Annotated in this window: 22 protein-coding genes; 9 read left to right on the top strand and 13 right to left on the bottom strand. The window is 69.2% G+C overall.

The window, feature by feature from the left end:
• Positions 1 to 73: 73 nt before the first annotated feature.
• From O7616_RS14085 to O7616_RS14070, 4 genes are read right to left on the bottom strand one after another with little or no spacing between them, the layout of a single operon-like run.
• Entirely contained in the window at positions 74 to 1,294 is a 1,221-nt protein-coding gene (locus O7616_RS14085) for a mandelate racemase/muconate lactonizing enzyme family protein (protein ID WP_282307198.1), read from the bottom strand.
• Position 1,295: 1 nt separating this feature from the next.
• Entirely contained in the window at positions 1,296 to 2,123 is an 828-nt protein-coding gene (locus O7616_RS14080) for a carbohydrate ABC transporter permease (RefSeq protein ID WP_282307197.1), read from the bottom strand.
• Complete coding sequence (locus tag O7616_RS14075; RefSeq protein WP_282307196.1) at positions 2,123 to 3,103, bottom strand: sugar ABC transporter permease; 981 nt, start codon at positions 3,101 to 3,103, stop codon at positions 2,123 to 2,125. The genes O7616_RS14080 and O7616_RS14075 overlap by 1 nt, the downstream gene beginning before the upstream one ends.
• Positions 3,104 to 3,107: 4 nt before the next feature.
• On the bottom strand, positions 3,108 to 4,370 hold the full coding sequence (locus O7616_RS14070; protein ID WP_282261427.1) for an extracellular solute-binding protein: 1,263 nt from the start codon (positions 4,368 to 4,370) through the stop codon (positions 3,108 to 3,110).
• Between the two features lie 146 nt (positions 4,371 to 4,516).
• Between O7616_RS14070 and O7616_RS14065 the strand changes: the two genes are divergently transcribed.
• Complete coding sequence (locus O7616_RS14065) at positions 4,517 to 5,287, top strand: FadR/GntR family transcriptional regulator (RefSeq protein WP_282307195.1); 771 nt, start codon at positions 4,517 to 4,519, stop codon at positions 5,285 to 5,287.
• 76 nt (positions 5,288 to 5,363) lie between these two features.
• Here the strand turns inward: O7616_RS14065 and O7616_RS14060 are convergent, their stop codons facing one another.
• From O7616_RS14060 to O7616_RS14050, 3 genes are all read right to left on the bottom strand, one after another.
• On the bottom strand, positions 5,364 to 6,752 hold the full coding sequence (locus O7616_RS14060; protein ID WP_282307194.1) for an RICIN domain-containing protein: 1,389 nt from the start codon (positions 6,750 to 6,752) through the stop codon (positions 5,364 to 5,366).
• 490 nt (positions 6,753 to 7,242) lie between these two features.
• Complete coding sequence (locus O7616_RS14055) at positions 7,243 to 8,709, bottom strand: endo-1,4-beta-xylanase (protein ID WP_282307193.1); 1,467 nt, start codon at positions 8,707 to 8,709, stop codon at positions 7,243 to 7,245.
• Positions 8,710 to 9,191: 482 nt separating this feature from the next.
• Positions 9,192 to 10,190, bottom strand: a complete 999-nt coding sequence (locus tag O7616_RS14050) for a PaaX family transcriptional regulator C-terminal domain-containing protein (RefSeq protein ID WP_282307191.1) — start codon at positions 10,188 to 10,190, stop codon at positions 9,192 to 9,194.
• A gap of 269 nt (positions 10,191 to 10,459) precedes the next feature.
• Between O7616_RS14050 and O7616_RS14045 the strand changes: the two genes are divergently transcribed.
• Entirely contained in the window at positions 10,460 to 11,779 is a 1,320-nt protein-coding gene (locus O7616_RS14045; RefSeq protein WP_282307190.1) for a PHB depolymerase family esterase, read from the top strand.
• Between the two features lie 82 nt (positions 11,780 to 11,861).
• Here O7616_RS14045 and O7616_RS14040 read toward each other — a convergent pair whose 3' ends face one another.
• Positions 11,862 to 13,445 (bottom strand): arabinofuranosidase catalytic domain-containing protein, encoded by a 1,584-nt coding sequence (locus tag O7616_RS14040; RefSeq protein WP_282307189.1) that lies wholly within the window; start codon positions 13,443 to 13,445, stop codon positions 11,862 to 11,864.
• A 181-nt stretch (positions 13,446 to 13,626) separates the two neighbouring features.
• Positions 13,627 to 15,462, bottom strand: a complete 1,836-nt coding sequence (locus O7616_RS14035; protein ID WP_282307188.1) for an RICIN domain-containing protein — start codon at positions 15,460 to 15,462, stop codon at positions 13,627 to 13,629.
• Positions 15,463 to 15,747: 285 nt separating this feature from the next.
• Between O7616_RS14035 and O7616_RS14030 the strand changes: the two genes are divergently transcribed.
• The 4 genes from O7616_RS14030 (at position 15,748) to O7616_RS14015 (ending at position 20,542) form a co-directional block, all read left to right on the top strand.
• Positions 15,748 to 16,986, top strand: coding sequence for an extracellular solute-binding protein (locus O7616_RS14030; RefSeq protein ID WP_282307187.1), 1,239 nt, complete (start codon positions 15,748 to 15,750; stop codon positions 16,984 to 16,986).
• Between the two features lie 141 nt (positions 16,987 to 17,127).
• The gene (locus O7616_RS14025) at positions 17,128 to 17,976 is read left to right on the top strand and encodes a sugar ABC transporter permease (RefSeq protein ID WP_348773880.1); all 849 of its coding nucleotides are present in this window, start codon (positions 17,128 to 17,130) and stop codon (positions 17,974 to 17,976) included.
• Positions 17,973 to 18,797: a carbohydrate ABC transporter permease gene (locus O7616_RS14020; protein WP_282307186.1), complete on the top strand. Its 825-nt coding sequence runs from the start codon at positions 17,973 to 17,975 to the stop codon at positions 18,795 to 18,797. Before O7616_RS14025 ends, O7616_RS14020 begins: the two co-directional genes overlap by 4 nt.
• 32 nt (positions 18,798 to 18,829) lie before the next feature.
• Positions 18,830 to 20,542: a trehalase family glycosidase gene (locus O7616_RS14015; protein ID WP_282307185.1), complete on the top strand. Its 1,713-nt coding sequence runs from the start codon at positions 18,830 to 18,832 to the stop codon at positions 20,540 to 20,542.
• A 7-nt stretch (positions 20,543 to 20,549) separates the two neighbouring features.
• Here the strand turns inward: O7616_RS14015 and O7616_RS14010 are convergent, their stop codons facing one another.
• From O7616_RS14010 to O7616_RS14000, 3 genes are all read right to left on the bottom strand, one after another.
• Positions 20,550 to 21,563, bottom strand: a complete 1,014-nt coding sequence (locus O7616_RS14010) for a LacI family DNA-binding transcriptional regulator (protein WP_282261441.1) — start codon at positions 21,561 to 21,563, stop codon at positions 20,550 to 20,552.
• 121 nt (positions 21,564 to 21,684) lie between these two features.
• Positions 21,685 to 22,269: an alpha/beta fold hydrolase gene (locus tag O7616_RS14005; protein ID WP_282307184.1), complete on the bottom strand. Its 585-nt coding sequence runs from the start codon at positions 22,267 to 22,269 to the stop codon at positions 21,685 to 21,687.
• A gap of 22 nt (positions 22,270 to 22,291) precedes the next feature.
• Positions 22,292 to 22,519 carry a hypothetical protein gene (locus O7616_RS14000; RefSeq protein WP_282307183.1) on the bottom strand — a complete coding sequence of 76 codons (228 nt, stop codon included), beginning with the start codon at positions 22,517 to 22,519 and terminating at the stop codon, positions 22,292 to 22,294.
• A 107-nt stretch (positions 22,520 to 22,626) separates the two neighbouring features.
• Here O7616_RS14000 and O7616_RS13995 point away from each other — a divergent pair, with 107 nt between their 5' ends.
• Positions 22,627 to 23,205: a VanZ family protein gene (locus O7616_RS13995; protein ID WP_282307182.1), complete on the top strand. Its 579-nt coding sequence runs from the start codon at positions 22,627 to 22,629 to the stop codon at positions 23,203 to 23,205.
• A 31-nt stretch (positions 23,206 to 23,236) separates the two neighbouring features.
• A complete protein-coding gene (locus tag O7616_RS13990; protein WP_282307181.1) occupies positions 23,237 to 23,845 on the top strand; it encodes a class I SAM-dependent methyltransferase in 609 nt (202 codons plus the stop codon).
• A 13-nt stretch (positions 23,846 to 23,858) separates the two neighbouring features.
• On the opposite strand, the gene O7616_RS13985 is transcribed toward O7616_RS13990, so the two are convergent.
• The gene (locus O7616_RS13985) at positions 23,859 to 24,578 is read right to left on the bottom strand and encodes a VOC family protein (RefSeq protein ID WP_282307180.1); all 720 of its coding nucleotides are present in this window, start codon (positions 24,576 to 24,578) and stop codon (positions 23,859 to 23,861) included.
• A 96-nt stretch (positions 24,579 to 24,674) separates the two neighbouring features.
• On the opposite strand from O7616_RS13985, the gene O7616_RS13980 reads away from it, so the two are divergent.
• Positions 24,675 to 25,265, top strand: a complete 591-nt coding sequence (locus tag O7616_RS13980; protein WP_282307179.1) for a DinB family protein — start codon at positions 24,675 to 24,677, stop codon at positions 25,263 to 25,265.
• Positions 25,266 to 25,292 lie beyond the last annotated feature (27 nt).

Genomic DNA, 25,292 nt, shown 5'->3' with positions numbered 1-25,292 from the left:
CCGACCGAGCATGGTCGTGGGTGCACCGCCGCGGCGGTGCACCCACGCTCCTCCTGGTGTGGTGCTCAGCTCACTACCGCCCGGTGGGCGCCACCTCGTTGTGCGAGTTCAGCGAGACGACGGGCACCGGATGGCCGGCGACGATACCGTCCACACCGGCCAGCAACCAGCGGCCGGCCCGCTCCGGCCGGACGTTGGGGGTGTCGGCGGTCTGCGCCTGCGGGCGGCGGTTGGCGGCTCGGATCACCTCCTCGTCGACACGGACACCCAGCCCGGGCGAGTCGCCGAGGATGAAGGCGCCGTCCTCGACGTGCAGGTCGATGGAGACACCGACCGGACGATGAAGGTCCTGCAACTCGCTGGTCAGGTGGTTCGGCACCGAGGTCGCGGCGTGCAACAGCCCGATCGGGCTGTTGCCGATCGGGCTGACCGGCAGGTCGTGCGCGTGGGCCAGGGCGGACACCCGCAGGAAGTGGGTGACCCCCCAGACCGCGGCCATCTGGACGACGTCGACCGCACCGGCGGCGATCAGTGGGCGGTACTGTTCGAGCCCGGTCAGGTTCTCCCCCGTCGCGACCGACGCGCACACCCCCCGGCTGACGGCGGCGTGACCCTCGGCGTCCCACCGCCGGACGGGCTCCTCGATCCAGATGAGGTCGAGCGAGCGTTCGAGTTCGCAGACGTGCCGCACCGCCTGCTTGCGGGTCCATGCCTCGTTGACGTCGAGCATCAGACCCGCCCGCCGGCCGTGCCCGGCGTCGGTCAGGACGTCTCTGACCAGGCCGAGCCGGTGCCGGTCCCGCTCGATGTCGAGGCCGCCCTTGAGCTTGGCCGCCCGCAGACCGTGGCCGGCGTAGACCTCGTACGCGGCGACGAGTTCGTCGTCGGTCAACCCGATGTCCAGGCCGGAGGCGTAGGCGTTGACCCGCCGGTCCCGTCCGCCCAGCAGCCGCCACAGTGGCTCGCCGGCAGCCTGCGCCTTGATGTCCCACAGGGCGGTGTCGAGAGCGCCGATGGTGCCGAACACCGGCCCGGCGTGGCCGGCCTTGAAGGTGTGCCGCAGCATGCGGTCGTACAGGGTCGTCACCGCACGGGGGTCTTCGCCCTCGATCGCAGCGAAGATCCGCTCGATCTCGACGTGCGGCCCGAGGCCGACGCCGGTGATGCCCTCGTCGGTGTCGACGAGGACGATCGAGATCGGGACCACCCCGTCGGCGAACACGCCGTTGGCGTCGCCGACGGGGCGCCCCCACTCCTGGACCGTGGTGAGCGTCCGAAATCCCGTGATCCGCATGTCAACCCTTCGTGGAACCGGCGGCGACGCCGTCGGCGATTTGGCGCTGGAGGAACAGGTAGACCAACAGGACGGGTATGGCGGCGATCAGCACCCCGGACGCGAAGGTCGGGATGTTGTCGGAGTACTGCCCTCGCAACGAGGTCACCCCGATCATGAGCGTCCGGTTCTCGGCCGAGGGCATCATCACCAGCGCCATGAGGACGTCGTTCCAGCAGAACAGCGTGTTGAGGATGCCCACCGACAACAGCGCCGGGGTGCCCAGGGGCAGCATGATCCGGCGATACACGCCGTAGACGGTGTTGCCGTCGATCCGGGCGGCGTCGATGATCTCCGGTGGGATGCCCTTGTAGTAGCTCGTCATCAGGAAGACGGTGAAGGGCAGGAACTGGGCCACGTAGACGAGGATCAGACCCGGGTACGTGTCGATCAGCGCGGTGTCGGCCATGATCCGTGCGAGCGGCACCATGATCACCTGGAACGGGATGAAGAGCCCCGCGAGGCAGCCCAGGAACAATGCCGACGAGCCACGGAACCGCAACTGGCTCAGCGCGAAGCCGGCCATCGACCCGATCAGGAGCAGCAGCAGCACCGACGACGCCACCACGACCAGCGAGTTGACGAAGTAGCGGCCCATGCCGACGCTGGTCCACGCCGTGCTGATGTTCTCCCAGTGCAGGGTGCTGGTGAGGGAGAACCGGTCCAGGATGTAGTCCCGGCGGGTCTTCAACGCGACGTTGGCGGTGAAGAGCAGGGGGTAGATCGTCGCCACCGCGAGCAGTGACATCGGGATGGCGACCATCCATCGTCCCAGACGGACGCGGGACATCAGTCCACCTTTCCCGATCGTTCGAGCAGCTTGATCTGCAACAGACCCACCACGAGCATGATCGCGAAAAGGATCGTGGACGCGGCGGACGCGAGCGCCGGGCGGTTCATCTGGCCCTGCTGGATCCAGATGTAGTACTCCGGCAGGTACGTCGAGCCCTCCGGGCCACCGCTGGTCATGACGAACAGCAGCCCGAACATGGAGGTCAGCATCCCGATCATCGTGGTCACGAAGACGAACTGGATGGTCCGCGAGAGGGCCGGGACGATCACGTGCCAGACGACCTGGCGCAGTGACGCCCCGTCCACCCGGGCGGCGTCCAGCAGCGCGGAGTCGAGCGTGGCGAAGCCGGCGAGGAACACCACCAGGGCCATCCCGAAGGTGGCCCAGACGTGTACGCCCGCCACCACGAACATCGCGATGTCCGGGTCACCGAGCCAGTCCACCGGGCCGGCCCCGACCGAGCCGAGGACGGCGTTGACGGGACCGTCGAAGGCGAGCAGCAGGTTGAAGATCGCTCCGACGATGACCGGTGAGAGCACCGCCGGGAAGAAGTAGACGCTGCGGTAGAGACGGTGACCCGGCACCCGGAGGTAGATGAACGTGGCGAGCAGACCGGGGATCGCCACCGCCACCGGAAGCAGCAGCACCAGCAGACCGACGTTGCTCAGCGCGGTGCGGAACAGCGGATCACCGAACAACTCCCGGTAGTTGCCGAAACCGACCGCTTCCCCGTTCTGGTCACCGTCGCCGGTGAAGGAGAAGTTGACTCCGAGGATCAGCGGGTAGAGCCGCAGCGCCACGATGATCAGGACGGCCGGCGCGACCAGGATGTAGGGGGCGAAGCGCTCGGCCCCCAGGCCGCCCCGGGTGCGACGGGGACGGGTGCCACCGCTGCGCGCGGAGGAGGTGACAGCCGGGCCGCCGGCCCGCCCGGCCGAAGCCAGGCGAACCGACGGTTGCGTGTTTCCGATCGACACGAGGTCAGCCCGCCTGGTCGGAAGCGGCCAACTGCTTCACCACCTCGTCGACGGTGATCGAACCGCTGAGCAGCTGCTGGGAGAGGCGCCCCATGAGGTCGATCGTCTTCGAGGAGAGCGCGACGTGCAGAGCCGGCTTACCGGTCTTCAGTTCGCTCACGATCGTGGAGGCGGCCGGGCCGGCCTGCGACACGTCGATCGTGATGTCGGCGGCGATCGCGCCGGCGTCGGCGTAGAACGCCTTCAGCGCCTCGGCCGAGGTCAGCGAGCGCACCAGGTCGGCGGCCACCTTCGGGTCCTTCGTCCACTTGGCGACGGCATAGCCGATGCCACCGTCGTACGGCAGGCTCGGGGTGGTGCCGGCGGTGACGACCGGGGGCTTCATGACGCCGAGCTTCTCCGGGGTGAGGAACTCGTTGAAGGACTTCCAGTGCCCGACGTCCGACATGAGGCCCATGACGTGGGCGGCCTTGCCGGACTGGAAGGCCGCGAAGGAGTCGTTGAACATCGCGGTCGAGTTGGCCCCGTCGGTGTTCATCTTCTTGTCTCCGGTCTCCTTCCAGAGCTCGAAGACCCGCTTCACGTTCGGCGAGGTCCAGTCGCGCTTGCCGGTGATCCAGGCGTCGTACTCCGCGGCGGTCAGGGTGACCGACCCCATGCTGGAGAGCCAGAACTGGATGCCGACGCCCTCCTTGTTACCGAGGGCGAAGCACTTGGAGCCGGCCTTGGTGACGGCGGCGCAGTCCGCGACGAACTTGTCCCAGGTGGTGGCCGGGCTGGCCGGGTCGAGGCCGGCCTTCCGGTAGATCTCCTTGTTGTAGTAGATCGGGTAACCCTGCAGCGTCACCGGACCGCCGTAGACCTTGCCGTCCTTGGTGAACGCGTCCCAGCCGGCCAGCCGCTGCTTGTCCTCGGCCACGTAGTCGGTGATCGGCACCAGCGCGTCCACCCGGTCGCGGATCTGGCCCCCGCCGTTGAACATCATGACGTCCGGGCCCTTACCGGACTGGATCGCCGCACCGAGCAATGTGTAGTACTGGTCGAAGGGCTGCGCGACGAACTCGACCTCGACGTCCGCGTGCTTCTTCTTGAAGTCGGCCTTCGCCTTGTCCAGATACGATTTGGCGAACGGCTCGCCGGACTTCCAGTCCCACACCACCAACTTGCCGTCGGAACTCTTGGACGAGCCCGAGTCGCTAGCACTTCCACAGCCGGTCAAGGCCAGTCCAACAACGAAGACGGCCGACCATATTGCGCGCTGTCTCATGAGTTGTCACCTTTGAAAGTGGGGTGGCCGACGGCGCTACCGCCTGCCATCGTTGATCGGAAAGTAACTCGTATGACGTGTGACGTCAATACTCGGGCCGTAGACTGACGGGGACGTCGTGCCACGGCGGGTCATTCGGAGGGGACATGACGCCAGCTCAGGAGACAGCCCTGAACAGTCCGGTAACCCCGGCATGGGTCCGTCGACCGACAAACCTCGCCCGGGCGGTCACCGCCGAACTCGTGCAACGCATCGTCCGTGGCGTACACCCGTCGGGGACGTCCCTGCCTCCCGAGCCGGTCCTCTGCGAGACCTTCTCGGTGAGCCGGACGGTCGTCCGGGAAGCCGTCAAGATCCTTCAGGAGAAAGGGCTGGTGCAGGTCCGCCAGGGTGCCGGCACCATGGTCACCTCGCCGTCACAGTGGGACATGCTCGATGAGCTCGTCCTCGCGGCCACCATCGCCGAGGACGACAGCCTCGCGATCCTGGACGATCTCGTCGTCACCCGACGCGTGCTCGAGTCCGACATGGCGAACGTCGCCGCCCGGCTCGCCGACGCGGAGACCATCGACCGCCTTCGCGAGATGGTGGACGGGATGGACGAGCTGGTCGACGACCACGTGACGTACCACGAGCACGACCGGGCCTTCCACGACACGATCATGCAGGCGTCCGGCAACCGCATCGCCCGCGGTGTCGTACGCGCGCTGGAGAGCCAGGTCATCAACACCGCCAGCTACATGGGCCGCACCGAGCGCTCCCTGTGCGTGGCGTCCAACAAGGGCCACCGGCGGATCTACGAGCGCATCGCCGCCCACGACTCCGAGGGCGCCGCCGAGGCGATGTTCACCCACATCACCGAAGCCTGGTTGGTCCGCCGCAGCGGTTCGGGCAAGCCGGTTCGTCTGCAACGCTGAGCGGCAGCGCCACACCCCCGGGCACGGGAGCGGACGCTGCCGCCGACGTCAGCGCCGGACTCGCCGGCGACCGGGGTCAGGAGAACTGCGAGAAGAACCTCCAGATCTCACCCTTGGTCCAGGTCGTGATCCCACTCTCGGCGTAGGTGCCGTCCACCGGGCCGGGCATGTGGCCGTTGTCGTACGCGGCCCACTGCACGGGGTACCCGGACCGGCAGCCCGAGTAGGCGGTGGTGATGTGGGTGCGGCTGCCCGCCCCCGGCTCGGGCGGGTTCTGGGCGGTGCACCCGTTGTTGCGCACGAACGTGTCGCGCAGCGCCCTGCCCTGGGAGATGCTCAGGACGTTGTCCGAGATGCCGTGCAGGCCGAAGTACGCGATGGGCTGCGTCCCGCCACTGCACCCACTGATCTGCCCGCCGGAGATGACCGCGACCGCCCGGAAGACGGTGGCCCGGGCACAGGCGATGGCGTAGCTCATGCCCCCACCCCAGCTGAAGCCGAGCGCGAACCGCTGCCGCGGGTTGACACAGAGGCTGCTCTCGATCCGGCTGATCATGTCGTCGACGAAGACGATGTCCTCACCGCCGGAGTTGCCCCAGCCGTTGCCCAAGCCCTGGGGCGCGACCAGGATCGCGCTGTTGTTCGACTGCTCCTGCTGCCCGTAGTAGGACCACGGCGTTCCACTGGTGCCGCCGGAGGAGACGTCCTGCATGGTGCCGCCCCGCCAGTGGAACGCGAAGATCAGCCGGTAGGGGTTGCTGTTGTTGTAGTTGGCCGGCACCCGCAGGGTGAACGTCCGACTCTTGCCGTTGCTCTGGATCGTGTGCGTACCACTGGACAGGGTCGGCGCCTTGCCGCAGCCGCTGCCGCCGGTCGGTGGCGGGGTGGTGCCGCCGTCGGTGCGGACGAGCTGCCACTGCTGGTTGGCACCGCCGTGGTCGGCGTACTGCACGATGTTGCCGCCGTCGGCCGTGGAGGCACCCTGCACCTCCACCGCCTTGCTGCTGTGCCGGCTGATCAGTCGCACATGGCCGCCGTCCGAGTCGGCCAGCCGGAACTGCTGGTTGGTCCCGTTGAGGTCGGACCACTGCACGATCGCACCGCCGTCGGCGGTCGAGAAACCACTGACGTCGAGGACCTTGCCGGAGTGCCGGGACTTCACCCGGTAGAAGCCGCCTCCCGAGTCGACGAACTGCCACTGCTGGTTGGCACCGTTGTTGCGGGTCCACTGGCTGATCCGCGCGCCGTCGTTGGTGGCCGAGGCGTACAGGTCGAGCGCCTTGCCGCTGTTGCGGTTGACCAGGACGTACCAGGCATTGGTGTCCACGGTGGCCGCCGCCGCGGGGGCCTGGTTGACCGCGACCAGCGCGCTGGCCGCCATGACCGCGGCCGCCGCCGTGGCCAACCCTGACCGCCAGCGATGCCGTGTTGGGGAGGCGGGACGAGCCTCACCGATGACCTTCATGGTCCACTCCTTCGATCGGGGCCGCCCACGAGCAGAACGCATGGGAGTGCCCTGGGGTGCGTGCCGGCGACTGGTGGTGGCGTCAGCACGTCTGAGGGGTATGCGGACGAGACGCGGCCGCCGCCGAGCGGCCGTGGCCCAGGCCACGGACCGGATGTGGAGCAGGCCCGCGCCGGGTACGCGGCACCCTCCGGCTCCGGGCAGCCAGGTGGTCCGCGGGTGAAAATTAGCGTTAACGACGTCATACGTCAAACGATTGACGTCGATTTCGCGAGGTTCTCCACGGGCGGCAGCATGGGCGCTGGTAGCGGCTCTCTGCGCTTCGCGCCGCGACGGCCCAGTGACTTGACGTAGCTCTTGTTATCGCTCACAGTCGATGGACGGTGGGGCGGCGCCGATCGGGCGAGCGGCACCTCCCCAGCGGGCACAAAGAGCGGCCCGCCCCGGGTGGGGGCGGGCCGCCGTCCTTGTCACCTGACTCGTCCGGTCGCTATCCGATCCGGACCAACTGCCACTGCTGGTTGGTGCCACCCCAGTCGGCGTACTGGACGATGTTGCCGCCGTCCGCGGTGGACGCGCCCTGCACCTCGATGGCCTTACCGCTGTTGCGGTTGAGCAGACGCAGGTAACCGTCCGACGAGTTGGCGATGCGGAACTGCTGGTTGGTGCCGTTACCGTCACTCCACTGCACGATCGCCGCGCCGTCGGCGGTGGAGAAGTTGTAGACGTCCAGCACCTTGCCGGAGTGCCGGGACTTCAGCCGGTAGTAGCCGCTCCCCGAGTCGACGAACTGCCACTGCTGGTTGGTGCCGTTGTTCCGCGACCACTGGCTGATCCGCGCGCCGTCGTTGGTCGCCGAGGCGTACAGGTCCAGCGCCTTGCCGCTGTTCCGGTTGAGCAACACGTACCAGGCGCTGGTGTCCACGCCGGAGCCCGGCGGGGGCGTGGTGGGTGGGGTGGAGCCGCCGTTGAGGGCGTCCAGGACGGCGTTGTACGCGGCCTTCTTGTTGCCGTTGCAGTCGAACAGCAACGCGTTGTCCGAGCCACGCCACGAGTCACAGTCGCGCACGCCCCAGGTGGTGATGCCGGTGCAGCGGGAGACGGCCAGGCAGGCGCGGGTGACGGCAGCGTAGATGTTGGCCTGGTTGCCACCGGTCATCACGTCCAGCTCGGTGATCTGCACGTCCACACCGAGGTCGGCGAACCGCTGCAGGTTGGCCTGGTAGTCGGACGCCAACGAGGTGCCCAGGTGCGACTGGAACCCCACACAGTCGATCGGCACACCACGGGACTTGAAGTCCCGCACCATGTTGTAGATCCCGGTCGACTTCGCGTTGATCCCGTCGGTGTTGTAGTCGTTGTAACACAACTTCGCACCCGGATCCGCCGCGTCCGCCGCCCGGAACGCCGCCTCGATCCAGTCATTACCCGTACGCTGCAGATTCGAGTCACGACGCCCACCCGAACCACCGTCGGCGAACGCCTCGTTCACCACATCCCACGAGTGGATCTTCCCCCGGTAGTGCGTCGCGACCCGGGTGACGTGGTTGATCATCGCGCTGCGCAACGCGCTGCCCGACATACCCTGCGCCCACCCCGGCTGCTGCGCGTGCCACAACAACGTGTGACCCCGCACGCCCATGCCGTTGGCCTGCGCGTGGCTGACCAGGCGGTCACCACTGGCGAAGGTGAAGGTGTTCTGTTGCGGCTCGGTGGAGCTCCACTTCATCTCGTTCTCGGCCACGACATCGTTGAACTCGCGGTTCAGGATGGTCGTGTACGCGCTTGTCGACAGCTTGTTGACAGCGACAGCCGCACCGAAGTAGCGGCCCTTCTCGGCGGCGGCCGCCTTCAGGGTCGTGCCGGCACCGGCTGCGGGAGTCAGCGCCACGGTCATACCGGTGGTGAGGGCGACGGCGAGGGTCGCCGCCGCCAGCAACGTTCTGCGTGATTTCATGTCGTTCCTTTTCAGTGGTTGCATCGGTGGTGGTGATGTGCCACTTCGATCAGGACGGCCGCCTGGTGCGGCGCACGCGGTCGGGGAAGGCGTTCGCCGGCGCAGCCGGGAGCCCTGAGGTGACGTCCACCGGCCCGGAGGGGACGCCGAGATGCGAGGCACGACCCGCAGTGCTCGCCCGGTGAGCCCCACGAAACGACAATCCTCGATATCGAGGGTGAGCGATAACATGCCGTTCGTCAAGACGAAACGAGCCGTTCACGCCCACGCGCCGGAACGCCTCACCTCGCTCACCATCGACCGCCTGCGAGGATCGCCGTCATTCGCCACGTGGCCCGCCGGATCGGCCGCGCTGCGACACCACCGGAAGACGCCTGAGGGTGGCCCTGTTATCGCTCACAGCTAGCAAGCGAGACCGAGCGCGGTCGGCGGCGACGTCGAGTGTCAAGCACGATGCGGCGGCAAGCTCCAGGACGCTCTCGTCAGCCGGCGGCGCCGCCGTGCCCCCGCTCGGCCAGGTTCGCCTCGACGCGTACCCCGGCGAGCATGTCGGCCGTGGTGTGCGCCCGAATGCCGGGTTGCGTGCCGTCGGCGAACCGGGCGACGACCGCGCGGACGTGTCGCTCGGCGGGCGCGGCGAGGCCATCGTAGACGGCCGCGAACAACTCCTGCGCCGGCCGCCGGAGCCACCCCTCGGGAAGGAGTTCCACCGGCAACTGCGGATCCAGTACCGGGAACCGCCGGAAGGTGTCCATGATCTCGGTGCGGGCCCGCACCGCGGCGGCACCGTCGACCTCCCCGGACACCACCCCGGGCAGCAGCGGCGTCCAGCGTCGGAGGAACGCGTCGTAGCTCCGGCTGATCGCCTCGACGTCCCAGGCCTCGATAGGGGCACGGTGAATGGCCGAGCCGAGCGGAACCTGCCGTCCGCGAAACACCGTCACGGCACCGAGAGTGAGCTGGTCGAGTCGCGCGCGAGCCGGACCGCTCAGCTCGCGTGGTGAGATCCACAGCCCGTCGTACAACGGCGCGTAGCCGAGCCATCGCAGTTGCGCCCGCAGGGCCCGCCGTCGTGCGCTCAACTCCTGCGGCAGCGAGAAGGCGACGACGGTCCAGCACCCGTCCCATCGCACCGTCGAGGTGGTGGAGGTGAGGATCCAGTGCGCCCCCGCGGAGAGGCTGGCAGCCGCGCCGCGGCTCAGCCGGTACGAGCTGCGGCGTCCCAGTCGACTGCCCTCCAGGACGCCGCGGCGGGCCAGCCGGCTGATCGCGGTGCGCGCACCGGCGGTCGTCACGCCGGTCTCGCCGAGCAGCGCCACGATGGCGGCGGACGGGAGCGGGACACGGGTCCGCAGGGTGTAGTCCGCCAGCAGGGTCACGGCGACCCCCTGGGGTGAGTTGCCCGCCTGCCGCCGGGGCAGCCGGAGCTCGTGATCTCCGTCGTCCGGATAGATCTCGTCGATGTCGAACGGGCTTGCCACAGGCGCTCCGTGCTCTTCAGGGACGGTGTGACGACTGTAGACGGAGCACCGCCGGGCGGACTTCCGGGACCGGCCCGCGATAGAGAGACTTCGATTGACACTTGTCGGTCCGAGGGGAACACTAATTGCCATGCAATGCCGTCCGGAGCCGGGCAGAGGCAGGGCAGACCACAGGTAGCGGGCAGGCGCGATCAGGCGGGCACCGGGCGCACCCGCCGGCGGATCGCGCGACCAATCCCAGCCGCACCGGCAATCGAAGGAGTCGTCCGTTGACAATCAAGAGAAAACTGCTGCTCGCGCTCGCCGTGCCACTGGTGACGGCCGGCCTGGTGGTCCCCGCGTTCCGACCCGCGTACGCGGCGTCGCTGACCGAGGTGACCAGCTTCGGGGACAACCCGGGGCGGATGCGTATGCACGTCTACGTGCCGGACAACCGCCCGGCCAGGCCGGCGACAGTGGTGGCCATGCACGGCTGCGGCGGCTCCGGCCCCGGCTTCTACTCCGGGAGCGAGTTCGCCGGCCTCGCCGACCGCTACGGGTACATCGTGATCTACCCGTCCGCCACCCAGCAGGCCGGCTTCGGCAACTGCTTCGACACCTGGTCGGACGCCGCCAAGCGGCGTGGCGGGGGCAGTGACCCGGTGTCGATCATCTCCATGATCCGGTACGTGCAGCAGCAGTACGCGGCCGACCCGGACCGGGTCTACGCCACCGGCAGCTCGTCCGGCGGCATGATGACCAACCACATGCTGGCGCTCTACCCCGACGTGTTCAAGGCCGGCGCCGCGTTCATGGGCGTGCCGTTCAACTGCTTCGCCAACGCGGCGGACTACCCGCCGGGCAGCAGCCAGTGCACCGGCGGGAACATGAACCGTACGCCGCAGCAGTGGGGCGACGCCGTGCGCCAGGCGTACCCCGGCTACTCCGGACCGCGCCCACGCGTGCAGCTCTGGCACGGCACCAACGACACGCTCGTGCCGTACTCGCTGCTGCAGGAGACGATCGAGCAGTGGACGAACGTGTTCGGCCTGAGCCAGACACCCACCTCCACCGACACTCCCCAGGCCAACTGGAACCGGCGTCGGTACGCCGACACCAGCGGCACCGTGCAGGTCGAGGCGTACAGCATCCAGGGTGCCGGGCACAGCCTGCCGTCCGGCGGGATGGCAGCCGCCGCCCTGCAGTTCTTCGGCCTGACCAACCCCACGACGCCGCCGCCGACCACCCCGACCCCGACCACCCCTCCCCCGACCACGCCGCCGCCGACCAACGGCGCGTGCCGGGTGACCGTCGCCATCAACGCCTGGAACAACGGCCTGACCGAGAACATCACCATCACCAACACCGGCACCAGTGCCGTCAACGGCTGGTCCCTGGTCTTCACCCTGCCGAGCGGGCAGACGATCACCTCGGGCTGGAACGCCACCTACTCGCCCAACTCCGGGCAGGTGACGGCCCGCAACGTCGCCTACAACGGCGGTATCCCCGTCAACGGTTCGGTGACGATCGGTTTCCAGGCCGGCCACAGCGGTAACAACGGCCGGCCGTCCTCGTTCGCCCTCAACGGTGCGTCCTGCGCCATCGCCTGAGACCGGGCCGGCGTCGACGAGACCGTGCGCCGGTCACCACCTGCGTGGTGACCGGCGCACGACTCGTTCCGGCGTCGCCGGGTCAGCGGTAACCGGCGCCCACCACGTTGGCCTGCACCGCGTTCTCGGTCGCGTCGGACGGATAGCCGGCGACCATCGCGCCCTCGTAGAAGGTGCCGGCGCTCAGGTTCGCGCCGCCGTCGGGCTTGCAGCAGTCACCACCACTGCCCAGGATGATCGCGCCCTGCTTCTTCATCGGGCTGTACCCCGGCGGGAGCGAGCCGTCGTACAGCGTGTAGAGGCTGCCGGACTGCGCGTCGCTGCCCTTGATGGCGAACCGGGTGGTGCCGTTGTTCTTCAGCGTCGCGGTGACGAACTTGCTGGTGAACGCGCGCTGATTCGGGTTCCAGGTCTGGCTGCCACCCGGGAAGAGGCCCCACTCCAGGTCCGCCTGCACCCACGGGCCGCTGCCGGAGCAACCGCCGAACCAGCACTGCTTGCTGAAGTTGATGGCGTCCATCGCCCCGGCGGCGTCGGCTTTGCGCGTCGTCTCGCTGTTGCCGTAGTCGAAGCAGCACCCGCTGTTGACGTGGGTGCCGCTGGTGACCATGTACATGCCCTCGGGAGCGGCGCCGGTCGGCACTCCGGTGAGGTGCCCGTCGCGCCAGTAACTGTTGCCCGGGTTGATGTAGAGCGAGTACGCCTTGGCCCCGCCCACCGTCAGCGACTCCGACGTGGCGATCGCCGGCTTGCTCTGCGGTGAGCCCGGCACCACGCTGGATCCCTGGTACCAGAGGTCGTTCCCGCGACCGGACTGGTCGAAGACGACGGTGATCACGCAGGTGGTACCGGCGCAGAAGGAGTCCTGCGTGGCCGCGACGGCGGTGCCGCCCGCGGCAGACACCGCGATGTTGCGGGTCGTGTTGTCCGACGAGCGCCGCACCTGGTAGAGGTTCCCGGAGTACGCCGCGAAGAGTGCCCGCGTCGTGCTGTGCGCCGCGATGCACGGGGTGCCGCCGGAGGCGTAGATGTCGCACGGGCGCGCCCCGCTCGGCGGTGGGGTGGTCGGCGGTGGCGTCGTCGGCGGGGTGCTCGGCGAGCTCCACTGCTGGTTCGCGCCGCCGTTGCAGGCCCAGAGGATGATCTTGGTGCCGTTCGCGGTGGCGGCGGCGTTGGCGTCGAGGCAGAGCCCGGACTGCACGCCGGTGATGGTGCCGTTGCTGTTGACGTTCCACTGCTGGTTGTTCTGACCGTTGCAGTCCCAGATGATCACCTGCGTGCCGTTGGTGGTGCCCCGGCCGTTGGCGTCCAGGCACTTGTTGCCGTACACCGTGAGCTGCCTGCTCGACGTCCAGGTCCAGGTCTGTCCGGCGCTGCCGTTGCAGTCCCACAGTTGGGTCTGGGTGCCGTTGGTGGTGCTGGAGTTCGGCACCTCGAGACAGCGACCGGACTGCGTTCCGACGATGGTGGTGCTCTGTCCCGGCTCGATCGCCGCGGACACGGCCGCGGCGGCTTCGGCGGCGAAGGGTGAGGTGGCGGGCGTGGTGCCGTAGCCGACGAGGACGCCGACCAGGGCAGCGGCCAGAAAGGTCAGACGTCGGGCTCGGCGGCGTCTCGGGACGGGGTCGGGGGCCGTTGCGGGCCCACCGGGGGACGGGGTTCGCACGAGGTGCTCCTCGGAGTCGCGGAGGTGGGGGATTGTCGACGCGCCAGGGCGAGGGTGGTGTCGGCGAATCGATTCGCAAGAAATGGTAGGATCTTTGTTTCATTCATGTCAATGAATGTTGTCGGCGGGTGGTGCGCCGGCCGCTCGTCGGGCGGCCGGCGCATCACCTCCCCCGAGGCATCTACCGCCCCAGCAGCCGCCACGTCTGGTTCAACGGGCTGCCCTGGCTGACCGCCCGACAGGTCCACTGGTGGACCAGCGCGCCGGCCGCCGTGGAGACCGCGTTGACATCGACACACTTGCCACTGTGTCGGGCGACGAGTTGGTAGTCGTGCGAGTCGTTGCCCGAGTACGTCACCTTGCGCAGCGTGAACTGCTGGTTGGAGCTGTTGAGGCAGGTCCACTGGTGCACGGCCGCGCCGTCGGCGGTGGACACGCCGCTGACGTCGAGGCACTTGCCGCTCTGCTGGTTGACCACGGTGTACGTGTTGGCCACACCGGCGACCGGCCGGAAGTTCCAGAGCTGCTGGTCACCGCCGTCGCAGATGTTCTGCTGCTGGACGTTGCCGTCGGCGGCGCTCTGCCCGGGGTTGTTCAGGCACTGCTGGGAGTGCTGCGCCACGGCCACCGACTGGAAGCCGCCCTCCGCGGGCGGCAGCAGTGTGAGGGTGTAGGTGTCGGTCTGGTTGGAGTACGGCAGGGTGACGGTGGCGTTGTTGTTGGACACGTTCACCACGCTGTTGGAGACCGTGATCGGCCCCTGGACGGCACCGCCGTTGTTGTGCGGGATGCGCTGGGTGAGCACCCGGACCTGGTTGTTCTGCACGATGCCGCTGGTCGTGTCCAGGCGTTGCAGGTTGACGGTCAGGTTCCCGGTGGTACGACCACCACCGACCAGGACCTTCGCCGAGCCGGTCGTCTTCGTGGCGTACGCGTCGAACGACTGACTCGGGGTCACCCCGACGATCTGCCCGGTCTGCGAGGCGTAGAAACGGTAGTTCCACCACTCGCCCTTGGGCTGGTGCTGTCCGGCCGAGTTACGGATCAACAGGTTGCCGAGGTCGTTGTGCAGACTTCCTCCGCTGGCCCAGTTCGCCCGCAGGCCGTCCGCCCGGGCCCGCTCCAGACGCGCGATGTACCACGCGCCGTCGGCCGGGTTCTGCTCGTCGGGGGCGCCGTACTCGTTGATCTGGTACGGACGCGGGTGGGCGATGCCGCGCGGGTCGAGGGTGGCGTTGGCCGCGGCGACGTTCGCGACCGGGTCGCCCGGCAGCGAGTGCCAGCTGATGATGTCCGGCACCGTGTTGGTCGAGCGGACGAAGTCCAGGTACTGGTTCCAGAAGGTGTGCGTGGTCGACGGCACGCAGGCGCAGCTCGGCCCGACGATGAGCTGGCTGGGGAACTCCGCCCGGATGCGCTGGTAGGTCCGGCGCCACAGTTCGAGGTACTGCGAGATCGGGCGGTTCCAGAAGATGGTGATGTTGGGTTCGTTCCAGATGTCCCACTGCACCGACAGCCCGGACGCCCGGACGTCGCCGATCAGGCGGGTCAGGAAGTTGTCGTAGTCGGTCCAGTTGCCGTTGTCGCCGGGGAAGCGTGAGATCCCCGCGCCGTCGGCACCCCACAGGTCGTGCGGCAGGATGATGAACTGCCCGCCGAGGGCGTTGGTCCGACGCGCCTGGGCGAGGGTGGAGTTCCAACGGCGGTCGTAGGTCCCGCCGACCCAGCCGCTGCCCGGAAGCTGTGCGCCGCCGGCACGCATGTACTGGAACTTGACGTCCCGGTAGAAGTGGTCGGCCGGACCGCTGGCGTTCTCGGTCATGCCGTAGATCCAGCCGGAGGCGCGGTAGGTCGGCGCACCGCTGGTCGAGGAGAAGTTGACGCTGATCGACTCGTCGGCGGCCTGGGCGGGGGACGGGGCGACGGCGACGGCGGTCGTGGCGGCGAGCAGACCGACCACGAGTCGGGCGACGATCGCACCGGCTCGTCCTGACCTGCCGCGGGACGGGGTTTTCACGGGCGGCTCCTTGGTGGGGCGTGGGGGACGCTCTCCGGAGGCAGCACTTGCGAATCGATTCGCACGGATCGTAGGACCGGGCACTGAACCGTGTCAATGAATTGACAGCCGGATGAAGGCTGTGTTTCCGCGTCCGCCCGCTGATCTCTTGACCACCGGTTGCGGACCGCCTTATCTTCGTGCGAACCGATTCGTCGAATCGATTCGCCTCATGATCGGGCTCCGCCCGACCCGCGACTGTCACACCACCCCACCCCTGACGATCGACTCGAAGTGAGGCACCACATGACCGGACTCAGTCGTCGGCGGCGCCTGGCCGCCGTCGCCGTGATAGCCCTCGCCGCAGCGGCCGGCAGCGCCTGCTCGTCGTCCTCAGATCAGCCCGCCGACGGCGGGGCCTACCTCGTCTGGGACCCGTACCCCCAGTTCGCCGACGACTCCGAGTGGGTCGCGCTGCTCAAGAAGTGCGGCACCTCGGCCGGTGTGACGGTCGAGCGGACCGGCTACGACACCACCGACCTCACCAACAAGGCGCTGCTCGCCGCCCAGCAGGGAAACTCGCCGGACGTGCTGATCGTCGACAACCCGGTCATCTCGACACTGGCCGAGGCCGGCGCGCTCACCACCACCGACGACAACAAGCTCGACGTGTCGTCGATGGAGAAGAACCTGCTCGGCGCGGGCCAGAGCGAGGGCAAGACGTACGGGGTGCCGATCGGCGCGAACACCCTCGCCCTCTACTACAACAAGGAGGTCCTCACCGCCGCCGGTGTCGACCCCGCCGCCGTCACGGACTGGGCCTCGCTGAACGAGGCGCTGGGCAAGGTCAAGGCCAAGGGGAAGAAGGGCATCACCTTCTCCGCGATCGGCACCGAGGAGGGCAGCTTCCAGTTCCTGCCCTGGTTCTGGGGAGCCGGCGCCCAACTGACCAGTCTGGACTCACCGCAGGCGGTGGCCGCGCTGAACCTCTGGACGGACTGGCTCAAGCAGGGCCACGCACCGAACTCGGTCATCAACAACACCCAGACCACGAGTTGGCAGGAGTTCGCCACCGGCGACTACGCCTTCGCCGAGAACGGCACCTGGCAGCTGGCCAACGCGGAGAAGCTCGGCTTCGCGTACGGCACGATCGCGATCCCGGCCAGCGCGGGCGGGCCCGCCCCGGCACCCACCGGCGGTGAGTTCGTCTCCATCCCGGTGCAGGAGAACACCGGACGGTACGACACCTCGCAAAAGCTCGTCGCCTGCCTGACCAGCGCCGACAATCTCCTCACCACCGACACCACCCTCTCCTACGTCGCACCCGTCGCCGCCGTCCAGGATCGGCAGGCGACGGCGGACCCCAAGCTCAAGGTCTGGGTCGAGGCGGTTCGGGCGGCCAAGGGTCGCACCGGCGACAACCTCGGCACGAAGTACCCGAAGATCTCCGAATCGCTGTGGACCGCGGTGCAGGCGGCCCTCAGCGGCGGGAAGTCACCGGGAGAGGCGCTGGCCGCCGCGCAGGCCGCAGCCACGAACAAGTAGGCGAGCCGAAGCGACCCCATGGCCCCCACGACAGAGACCCCCACCGCCGTACGAGGCCAGGGTGAGGCGGCGACCGCCGCCCCACCCGGGTCTCCCCCGTCCCGAGTCCGCCGGCGAAACCGGTGGCCGGCATGGGGCTTCCTGGCACCCGTGACCGTCTACCTGGCGGCCTTCTACGCCTACCCGCTCTACCGCAATGTCGAGTTGAGTCTGCGGGAGTACACCGTCCGCTCGTTCGTGCAGGGCGGCGCGCCCTTCGCCGGCCTGGACAACTACCGGACCGTGCTGACCGATCCGGCCTTCGTGCCGACGCTGACGCACACAGTGGTCTTCACCGGCGCGTCACTCGCCTTCCAGTTCACCATCGGCATGGCCCTCGCGCTCTTCTTCCACCAGCACTTCCCGCTGTCGCGCACCCTGCGGGCGCTGTTCCTCGTACCGTGGCTGCTGCCGTTGATCGTGTCGGCGTCGACCTGGTCGTGGCTGCTCAACAGCGACTCGGGGTTGGTCAACTCCGCGCTCGGCGTGGTGGGCGTCGACCCGGTCAACTGGCTCACCTCGCCGGGTTGGTCGCTCACCTCGGTGATCATCGCGAACATCTGGATCGGCATCCCGTTCAACCTGGTGGTGCTCTACAGCGGGCTGCAAGCGATCCCGGCCGAGGTGTACGAGGCATCCGCCCTCGACGGCGCGACCGGGTGGCAACGGTTCTGGGCGATCACCTTTCCGTTGCTGCGCCCCGTCTCCGCGATCACGCTGCTGCTGGGGTTGATCTACACGCTGAAGGTCTTCGACATCATCTGGATCATGACCAAGGGTGGACCGACCGGCTCGTCCGCGACGCTCGCCACCTGGTCGTACCGGCTCGGCTTCGGCAATCTGCTGCCCGAGTTCGGACCGGGAGCGGCCGTCGGCAACCTGCTCATCGTGATGGCCCTGATCGCCGGGCTCGTCTACATCCGGATCGAGCGAAGGCAGCACCTGCGATGACCCAACCGACGCCACGGGCCTGGTGGAAGACCGGCGTCGGCCTGGTCCTGACCGGGCTGATGCTCTTCCCCGTCTACTGGATGATCAACGTGTCGTTCACCAGGGACCAGGACATGCGGGCCACTCCCCCGCACCTGATCCCCACCAACGGCACCCTGGACGGCTACCGGGCGGTGCTCGACCAACAGTTGCCCTACCTCGGCACCAGCTTCCTGGTCGGCCTCGGCACCGTCGCGCTGACCGTGGCGCTGGCCGCCCCGGCCGGGTACGCGCTGGCGAAGCTCCGACCTCCCGGCGGCCCGGCGTTGAGCTTCGTGCTACTGATCGCCCAGATGATCCCGGGAATCATCATGGCGATGGGCTTCTACGCCATCTACCTCAGCCTCGGCGTCCTGAACACACTGCCCGGCCTGATCCTGGCCGACACGACACTCGCGGTGCCGTTCGCTGTCCTGATCTTCACGGCCTTCATGTCCGGCATCCCCGACGAACTGCTCCAGGCCGCCGTGGTCGACGGCGCCGGCCGGCTACGGACCTTCTGGTCCGTCGTACTGCCGGTCAGCCGCAACTCGATCGTCACGGTGTCACTGTTCGCGTTCCTGTGGTCCTGGTCGGACTTCATCTTCGCCTCGACCCTCACCGGTGGCGGCGACCACCAGCCGATCACCCTCGGCATCTACCACTACATCGGCAACAACAACCAGCAGTGGAACGCCATCATGGCGACCGCTGTCGTCGCCTCCATCCCCGCCGCCGCGCTGCTGGTCCTGGCCCAGCGCTACGTCTCGATGGGCGTGACCGCCGGCGCCGTCAAGGACTGACCACCCGCACCACAGAAAGGCACCCGCCACCCATGACCGTCGCCCCGTCCGGTCCGGAGTTCGGAATCCAGGACATCCCCTTCAGCTACCGAGGATCCTGGTTCAACCTCTCCCCGGTGGTAGCCGAGAAGACGTACGCCGACGATCTGCACCTGGTCTCCCACCAGACCGGTCTGCACCCCGTACTGCGCCTCGCCCCCACGGTCCCCGACACCACTGTCGTCGCCACCCCGGCGCTGCTGACCTGGCGCAGCGGCCGCGACCGGATCGAGGCCGTCTACGACAGGCCGGACACCCTGCGGATCCGGGGACAGCGGCTCGGTCTGCGGGTGGCCGCGGCGGCCGGCACCCTGACCGCGTTCAGCGGCACCTACCTGTACCTCGACCCGGTCGACGGGTCACACGTGTTCACCTCGTACGAGACCGGTCGCCGCTACCGGGTCACCGTGCTCTCCGGCACCCTCGCTCGGACCGACGGCGTGGAGGCGCTCGGCACCGCCGACCGGTCCCTGGACCTCCCCGCCGACCAGCCCTGGGAGATCGCGATCGAGGAGTACGCGACCGCCCGCCGCCGGTACGACGGGTCCGTCCCGTTCGAGCGGTTGTGCCGCGACCGGCTGACGGAGTTCACCGCGTTCGTCGACGCGATCGCCCCGTGGCGGAGCCCGGACACACCGGCCGCCGAACTGGCCGCGTACGTCCTGTGGTCGGCCACCGTCGCCCCGGCGGGCTTCGTCAGCCGCCCAGCCGTCCTGATGTCCAAGCACTGGATGGACAAGGTGTGGAGCTGGGACCACTGCTTCAACGCCATCGCCCTGGCCGCCGGAGAGCCCGAGCTGGCCTGGCACCAGTTCCACCTGCCCTTCGACCACCAGGACGAGGCCGGCGCCCTACCCGACTCGGTCACCCACTCCGAGGTCCTGCACAACTACGTCAAGCCCCCCATCCACGGCTGGGCGCTGCGCCACCTGCGTCGACGCCTCCCGCAGCCGCCGGACCGGGCGGCGCTGGCCCAGACGTACGACCGGCTGGCCCGCTGGACCCGGTTCTGGCTCGACGCGCGTCGGGCACCCGGTCAGGACCTGCCCCACTACCAGCACGGCAACGACAGCGGCTGGGACAACGCGACGACGTTCGACGACCACCGGGTCCTCCAGACAGCCGACCTCGCCGCGTTCCTGGTCTCGCAGCTTCGCTGCCTGGCCGACCTCGCCGCCGAGCTGGGTGAGCCCGCCGAGCAGTGGTCCCGCGAGGCCGACCGGATCTGCGCCGCCATGCTGCACGACCTGTGGGACGGCGAACGGTTCCTGGCCCGCAACCCGCACACCGGTCAGCGACGGGCGAGCCGCAGCCTGCTCGACCTGATGCCCATCACACTCGGCGCGGACCTGCCCGCGCCGATCGTCGCGACCCTGGCGCGAGGCGTCGAAACGCACCTGACCACGCACGGGCCGGCCACCGAGCCGACCGACTCGGCCCACTACCTCGCCGACGGCTACTGGCGTGGCCCGATCTGGGCGCCCTCCACCGTCCTGGTCGAGGACGGCCTGCGGCGGGCCGGGCAGACCGGGATCGCCGACGAGATCAGTCGACGGTTCCTCGCGCTGTGCGAGAAGTCCGGTTTCGCGGAGAACTTCGACGCCGAGACCGGTGCCGGCCTCCGGGACCGCGCGTACACCTGGACGGCCAGCAGCTACCTCATCCTGGCGGCCGCCCAGGAGCAACGGCGTGGCACCGGCGGGTAGGCCGGAGTCAGCGCGTCGGCACCGGGCCGGTGCTGGACCGCAACGAGATGGGCGGCGTGTAGAGGCGGTGTCGTGGCACGGCGCCACGCTCGGCGATGGTCTCCAGCAGCAACGACACCGCCTCGGCACCCATCTCGACCATCGGCACGTCGGCCGCCGTCAACGGGGGGCGGAAGTCCTCCGCCCAGTGCTGGGCGGCGACCCCGGTGACCGAGAAGTCGCCCGGCACGGCCATCCCGGCGCCGGTCAACGCCCGCTGCATCCCGGGCAGGGCGGCCTCGTTGATCGTCGCCACCGCGGTGACGTCCGGGTGCGTCGCGAGCAACTGCTCCACACACGCTTCGCCGGAGGCGGTGTCGTCGCCGCAGCAGACCTCCACCCCGGTCAGGCCCCGCTCCGCCGCGGCCGCCCGGAAACCGGCCAGCGCCCGGTGGCTGGGGCCGTACCCGGCGGCCACCAACTCGGCCGAGCGGTTCACGAGCGCCACCTGCCGGTGACCCAGATCGGCCAGGTGGTGCACGCACCTGGCGATCAGGCCGGCGTAGTCGATGTCGATCCAGCTCATGCCGTGCGGCTCGGCCGTCCGACCGATCGTGACGAAGGGCAGACCGGCCTTGGCCAACCGGGTCACCCGGTCGTCCTCCAAGCGGATCTCCATCAGGATCACGCCGTCGACCCGACGCCCGGTGACGATCCGCTCGAACGACCGGTCGTGGTCACCACCGGACGGGGACAGCAGCACATCGAGGTCGTGGCGGGCGGCCGCCTCGACGACACTGGCGACGAAACCCAACTGCATGTCGGTCAGCCGCTGACTCGCCGGTGGGATCACCAGGCCGAGGGTGCGGGTGCGCCCCTCCTTCAACGCTCGGGCGCTCGCGTTCGGCCGGTAGTCCAGCTCGTCGATGACGGCCTGGATCCGCTGCCGGGTCGCCTCCGACACCGCCCGTTTCCCGCTCAACACGTACGACACGGTGCTGCGGGACACCCCCGCCCGGCGGGCGATCTCGCCGATGTTCATGGACCGCCCTCGAATCACATCCTGCCCCGCAACGGGGACGCGCCAGGCTTCGCGGACGAGCATATCCACAGCGAGCTCACCGATCGTCGGCCCGGCCGGGCCGGGTGGAGGTCGGCCGCCGTCAGCGACCAGCCTGGTCAGCCGACCCTCGGGCGTCGCCCTCGACGACTCTCGCCACCTCGCCCAGGTCGTTGTTCAGCTGGTGATCGCGGCCGGGCAGCCGATGCAGCCGCGCCTGCGGGATGACGCCGGCGTACAGGTCGGCGTGCGACGGTGGGGCGGTCTCGTCCCGGAGGCCATGGAACACGTGCACCGGCACGTCGCGCGGCAGCCTCGCGCCGAGGTCGTACGGCACCTCGAACTCACCGGCCTCCCAGCCGCCCGCACCGACGAAGGGGGCGGAGACCAGCACGATGGCCCCGAGCTGCCGCACCGGTGGCCGCTCGGCGAGCGTGTTGACGAGGATCGTCCCGCCCACCGAGTGGCCCACGACGACCGCCCCGTCCTCCAGGGAAGCGATCTCCCGCCGGATGGCCACACTCCAGGTGGCGTAATCGGGGTCGGCCTCCTTCGGCATACGCGGGTAGCGGACCTCGTAGGCGTCGCCGAGCTCCCGACTCAAGCTGTCGAACAGCTTGTCGTCCCACTCGTCGTGCACACCGGCGCCGCCGCCCTGGATCAACAGGACCTGGGTACGTCCCGGCATGACGATCCTCCCCGCGTCGGTCTCAGCGGGTACCCGGTGGCGTGGAGGTCACGCCTCCCGGTCGGCCGGCCCCGCCGGAGCGCTTGAGCATGACCGCTCCGCCGGCGACGAAGATGATGGCGAGGATCAACCCGACCGGGTTGCCCTGCGCCAGACTGCTGAAGAACCCAAGGATGCCGAGGATGACCAGCACTCCACCGAGAAGTCGCAGGAAGTAGCCGCCGACTGCTCTGCCCCGTCCATTCGTCATGGTGTTTCTCTGCCCGACGCGCGGGTTCCGCAAACGGGTCACGGGCGTGCTGCCCGGATCCCGAACCAGGGCCGGTAGCTTTCACCCGTCGGGGAAGGGGATGCCTCATGGTCAAGGGGTGGCACGGCTGGTTCGGCACGTTCAACGGCGTCGTCCTCATCACGGTCGCCGTGCTGCCGTTGGCCGCGCTGGCGGTGTGGGCGCTGGCCCGTCGCCGGGCCGACAGAAGCACGGCGTTGCGGATGTCGCTGGCCGAGGTCGGCATCGTCTACGGCACGGTGCCGTGGGTCTGGATGATCATGTTGCCGGGTGACCAGGCCGGTGTCGCCCCCGGTCGGGTGAGCCTGGTGCCCCTGCGGGACCTGCTCACGATCGTCTCCGACGGAGGGCCGGTGACCGCGACGGTCCAGGTCGTCGGCAACCTGCTGGTGTTCGCGGCGCTGGGGTTCCTCGCCCCGCTACGGTTCGCGGCGCTGGCGTCGGTGCCGCGCATTCTCGCGCTCGCGGTGGCCTGCTCCGTCCTGGTCGAGGCCGCCCAGTACCTCCTGCGGCTGGACCGGGTGTCGTCGGTGGACGACGTGCTGCTCAACGCGGCCGGGGCAGGGCTGGCCGCGCTGGCGTCGCGCCGCTGGTGGGCCACCACGCGAGTACCCGTCGAACCACGTCGGCCGGCCCCGGCACACTGAGCGGGCGGTGCGTCACTCGTATAGTGCCGCCGTGGACAGGGACAAGGTTCGGCAGGCGTACGCGTCGGTAGCGGATCTGTACATCGAGCTGTTCGGCACCCGCGAGCGGGTGGACCCCGACGACCTCGCCCTCATCGGGCGACACCTGGCCACCCGGACAGGTCCGGTGCTCGACCTGGGCTGCGGCCCCGGCCACCTCACCGGTCACCTACGGTCGCTGGGCGTCGACGCGACGGGGATCGACCTCGTCCCCGAGTTCATCGCCCACGCCCGGGCGACCCACCCCGACGTCGCGTTCCACATCGGCTCGCTGGAGAGCCTCGACGTCGTCGGCGGCTCGGTCGCGGGCATCCTGGCCTGGTACTCGTTGATCCACCTGCCGCCGGAGGAGCTCGACGGGGTGCTCGGCGAGTTCCGGCGAGTGCTGGCCCCCGGTGGCGCGTTGGTGCTGGGCATGTTCGACCACGACGAGGTCGGCCCCTTCGACCACAAGGTCGTGACCGCCTACCGATGGCCGGTCGACGAGATCTCGGAACGACTCAGCCGGGCCGGTTTCGTGGAGGTCGAACGCCTCCGACGGGCCGGAGAGGGCGACCAGCGCCCGCATGTCGCCATCGCGGCGCTCGCGAAGGACCGGTGAGCCCAGGCCGCTGCTACGCGGAGCGGTGACCGGCACCCCGGACGCGGAACTCGTTGCCGTCCGGATCGGCCAGCACGACCGCGCCGTCCTCGTCGACGTCGAGTCGAACGGCACCGAGGGAGGCCAACTCGTCGACCGCCGCCTGCTGGTCGTCGGCGGCCGGGACGAGCTCGAAGCGTTGCCGGTTCGGCTCCTCCTTCGGCGCCACCGGCGGGCCACCCCAGGCGACCTTGGTGCCGCCGCGCGGTGACTGGATCGCCGTCTCCTCGTTCTGGTCCCACACCAGCGGCCAACCCAGCGCCCTGCTCCAGAACAGGCCCACCTCCCGGGTGCCCTCGCAGGTCAGCTCACCGAGGAAGCCGGTGCCGGCGAGGTACGCGTTGCCGGGCTCGATCACGCAGAACGCGTAACCCGCCGGGTCGGCCAGGACGGTGTGCCCCTCCTCGGGCCGCTGCCCGACGTCGAGGTGGTCGCCACCCAGCTTCAGCGCCGTCGCGATCGTGTGCTGCTGCTCGTCGGGATCGGCGCTGGTCAGGTGCAGGTGCATCCGGTTCGCGCCGAGCCGGCCCGCGCGGCCCGCGACGAACCGGAGACCGAGTTGGGCGTCGTCGCCGGGAAGAAACACGGCACCGGCGTCGTCGACGACGTCCCGATTCAGCAGCGCTGCCCAGAACCGCGCCGCAGCAACCGGATCGGCGGACTCGACGGTGACTGCCAGCAGGTGCGAACGCATGACCTGATGGTAGGTATCGCCCCGACACGCCACCAACGCATTTACGAGTCGGTCACGGGTCAGCGGCCTGGCCTTCGATCCGGGAGACTGGCCGGCATGTCTGACCCGGACGATGTGAAGGCTGCGCTGCACCACTACCTCAAGGAGACACGCGGGGCCCTGATCTGGAAGTTGGAGGGGCTGAGCGAACGCGATGCCCGGCTCCCGCGTACCGCGACCGGCAACAACCTGCTCGGTGCCCTCAAGCACTGTCTCAACGTCGAAGCGAGCTACTTCGGGCTCACCTTCGGGCGCGAGTTCCCGACCCCCGAGGACCTCGTGCCGATACACGCGTTCGACGAGGACCCGCAGGCGGACTGGTACGCCCGCGAGGACGAGACGAAGGACGGGCTCATCGAGCTGTATCGCCGGGTCGGGGTGTTCGCCGACCAGACGATCGACCGACTTCCACTCGACGCGCCGGGGCAGGTGCCCTGGTGGCAGCCCGGCAGGCAGGCCACCACACTGCACCAGATCATCATCCACGTGACGTGCGACCTCGCCCGGCACGCCGGTCACATGGACGTGATGCGCGAGCAGCACGACGCGGTGATCGGGCGGCGGCCGGACAGCGCCGGTGTCCCCGACGGTTACGACTGGCCGGCGTACGTCAGCAAGCTGACGAAGCTGGCGGACCGTTTCCGCTAGCCCGCCCGGCGCGGCGGCTGCGCCGAC

This window comes from Micromonospora sp. WMMD964, assembly GCF_029581455.1.
GTDB lineage: Bacteria > Actinomycetota > Actinomycetes > Mycobacteriales > Micromonosporaceae > Micromonospora.
Note: the sequence above shows the minus strand (reverse complement) of the source record. Positions and strands in the feature narration are given on the sequence as shown.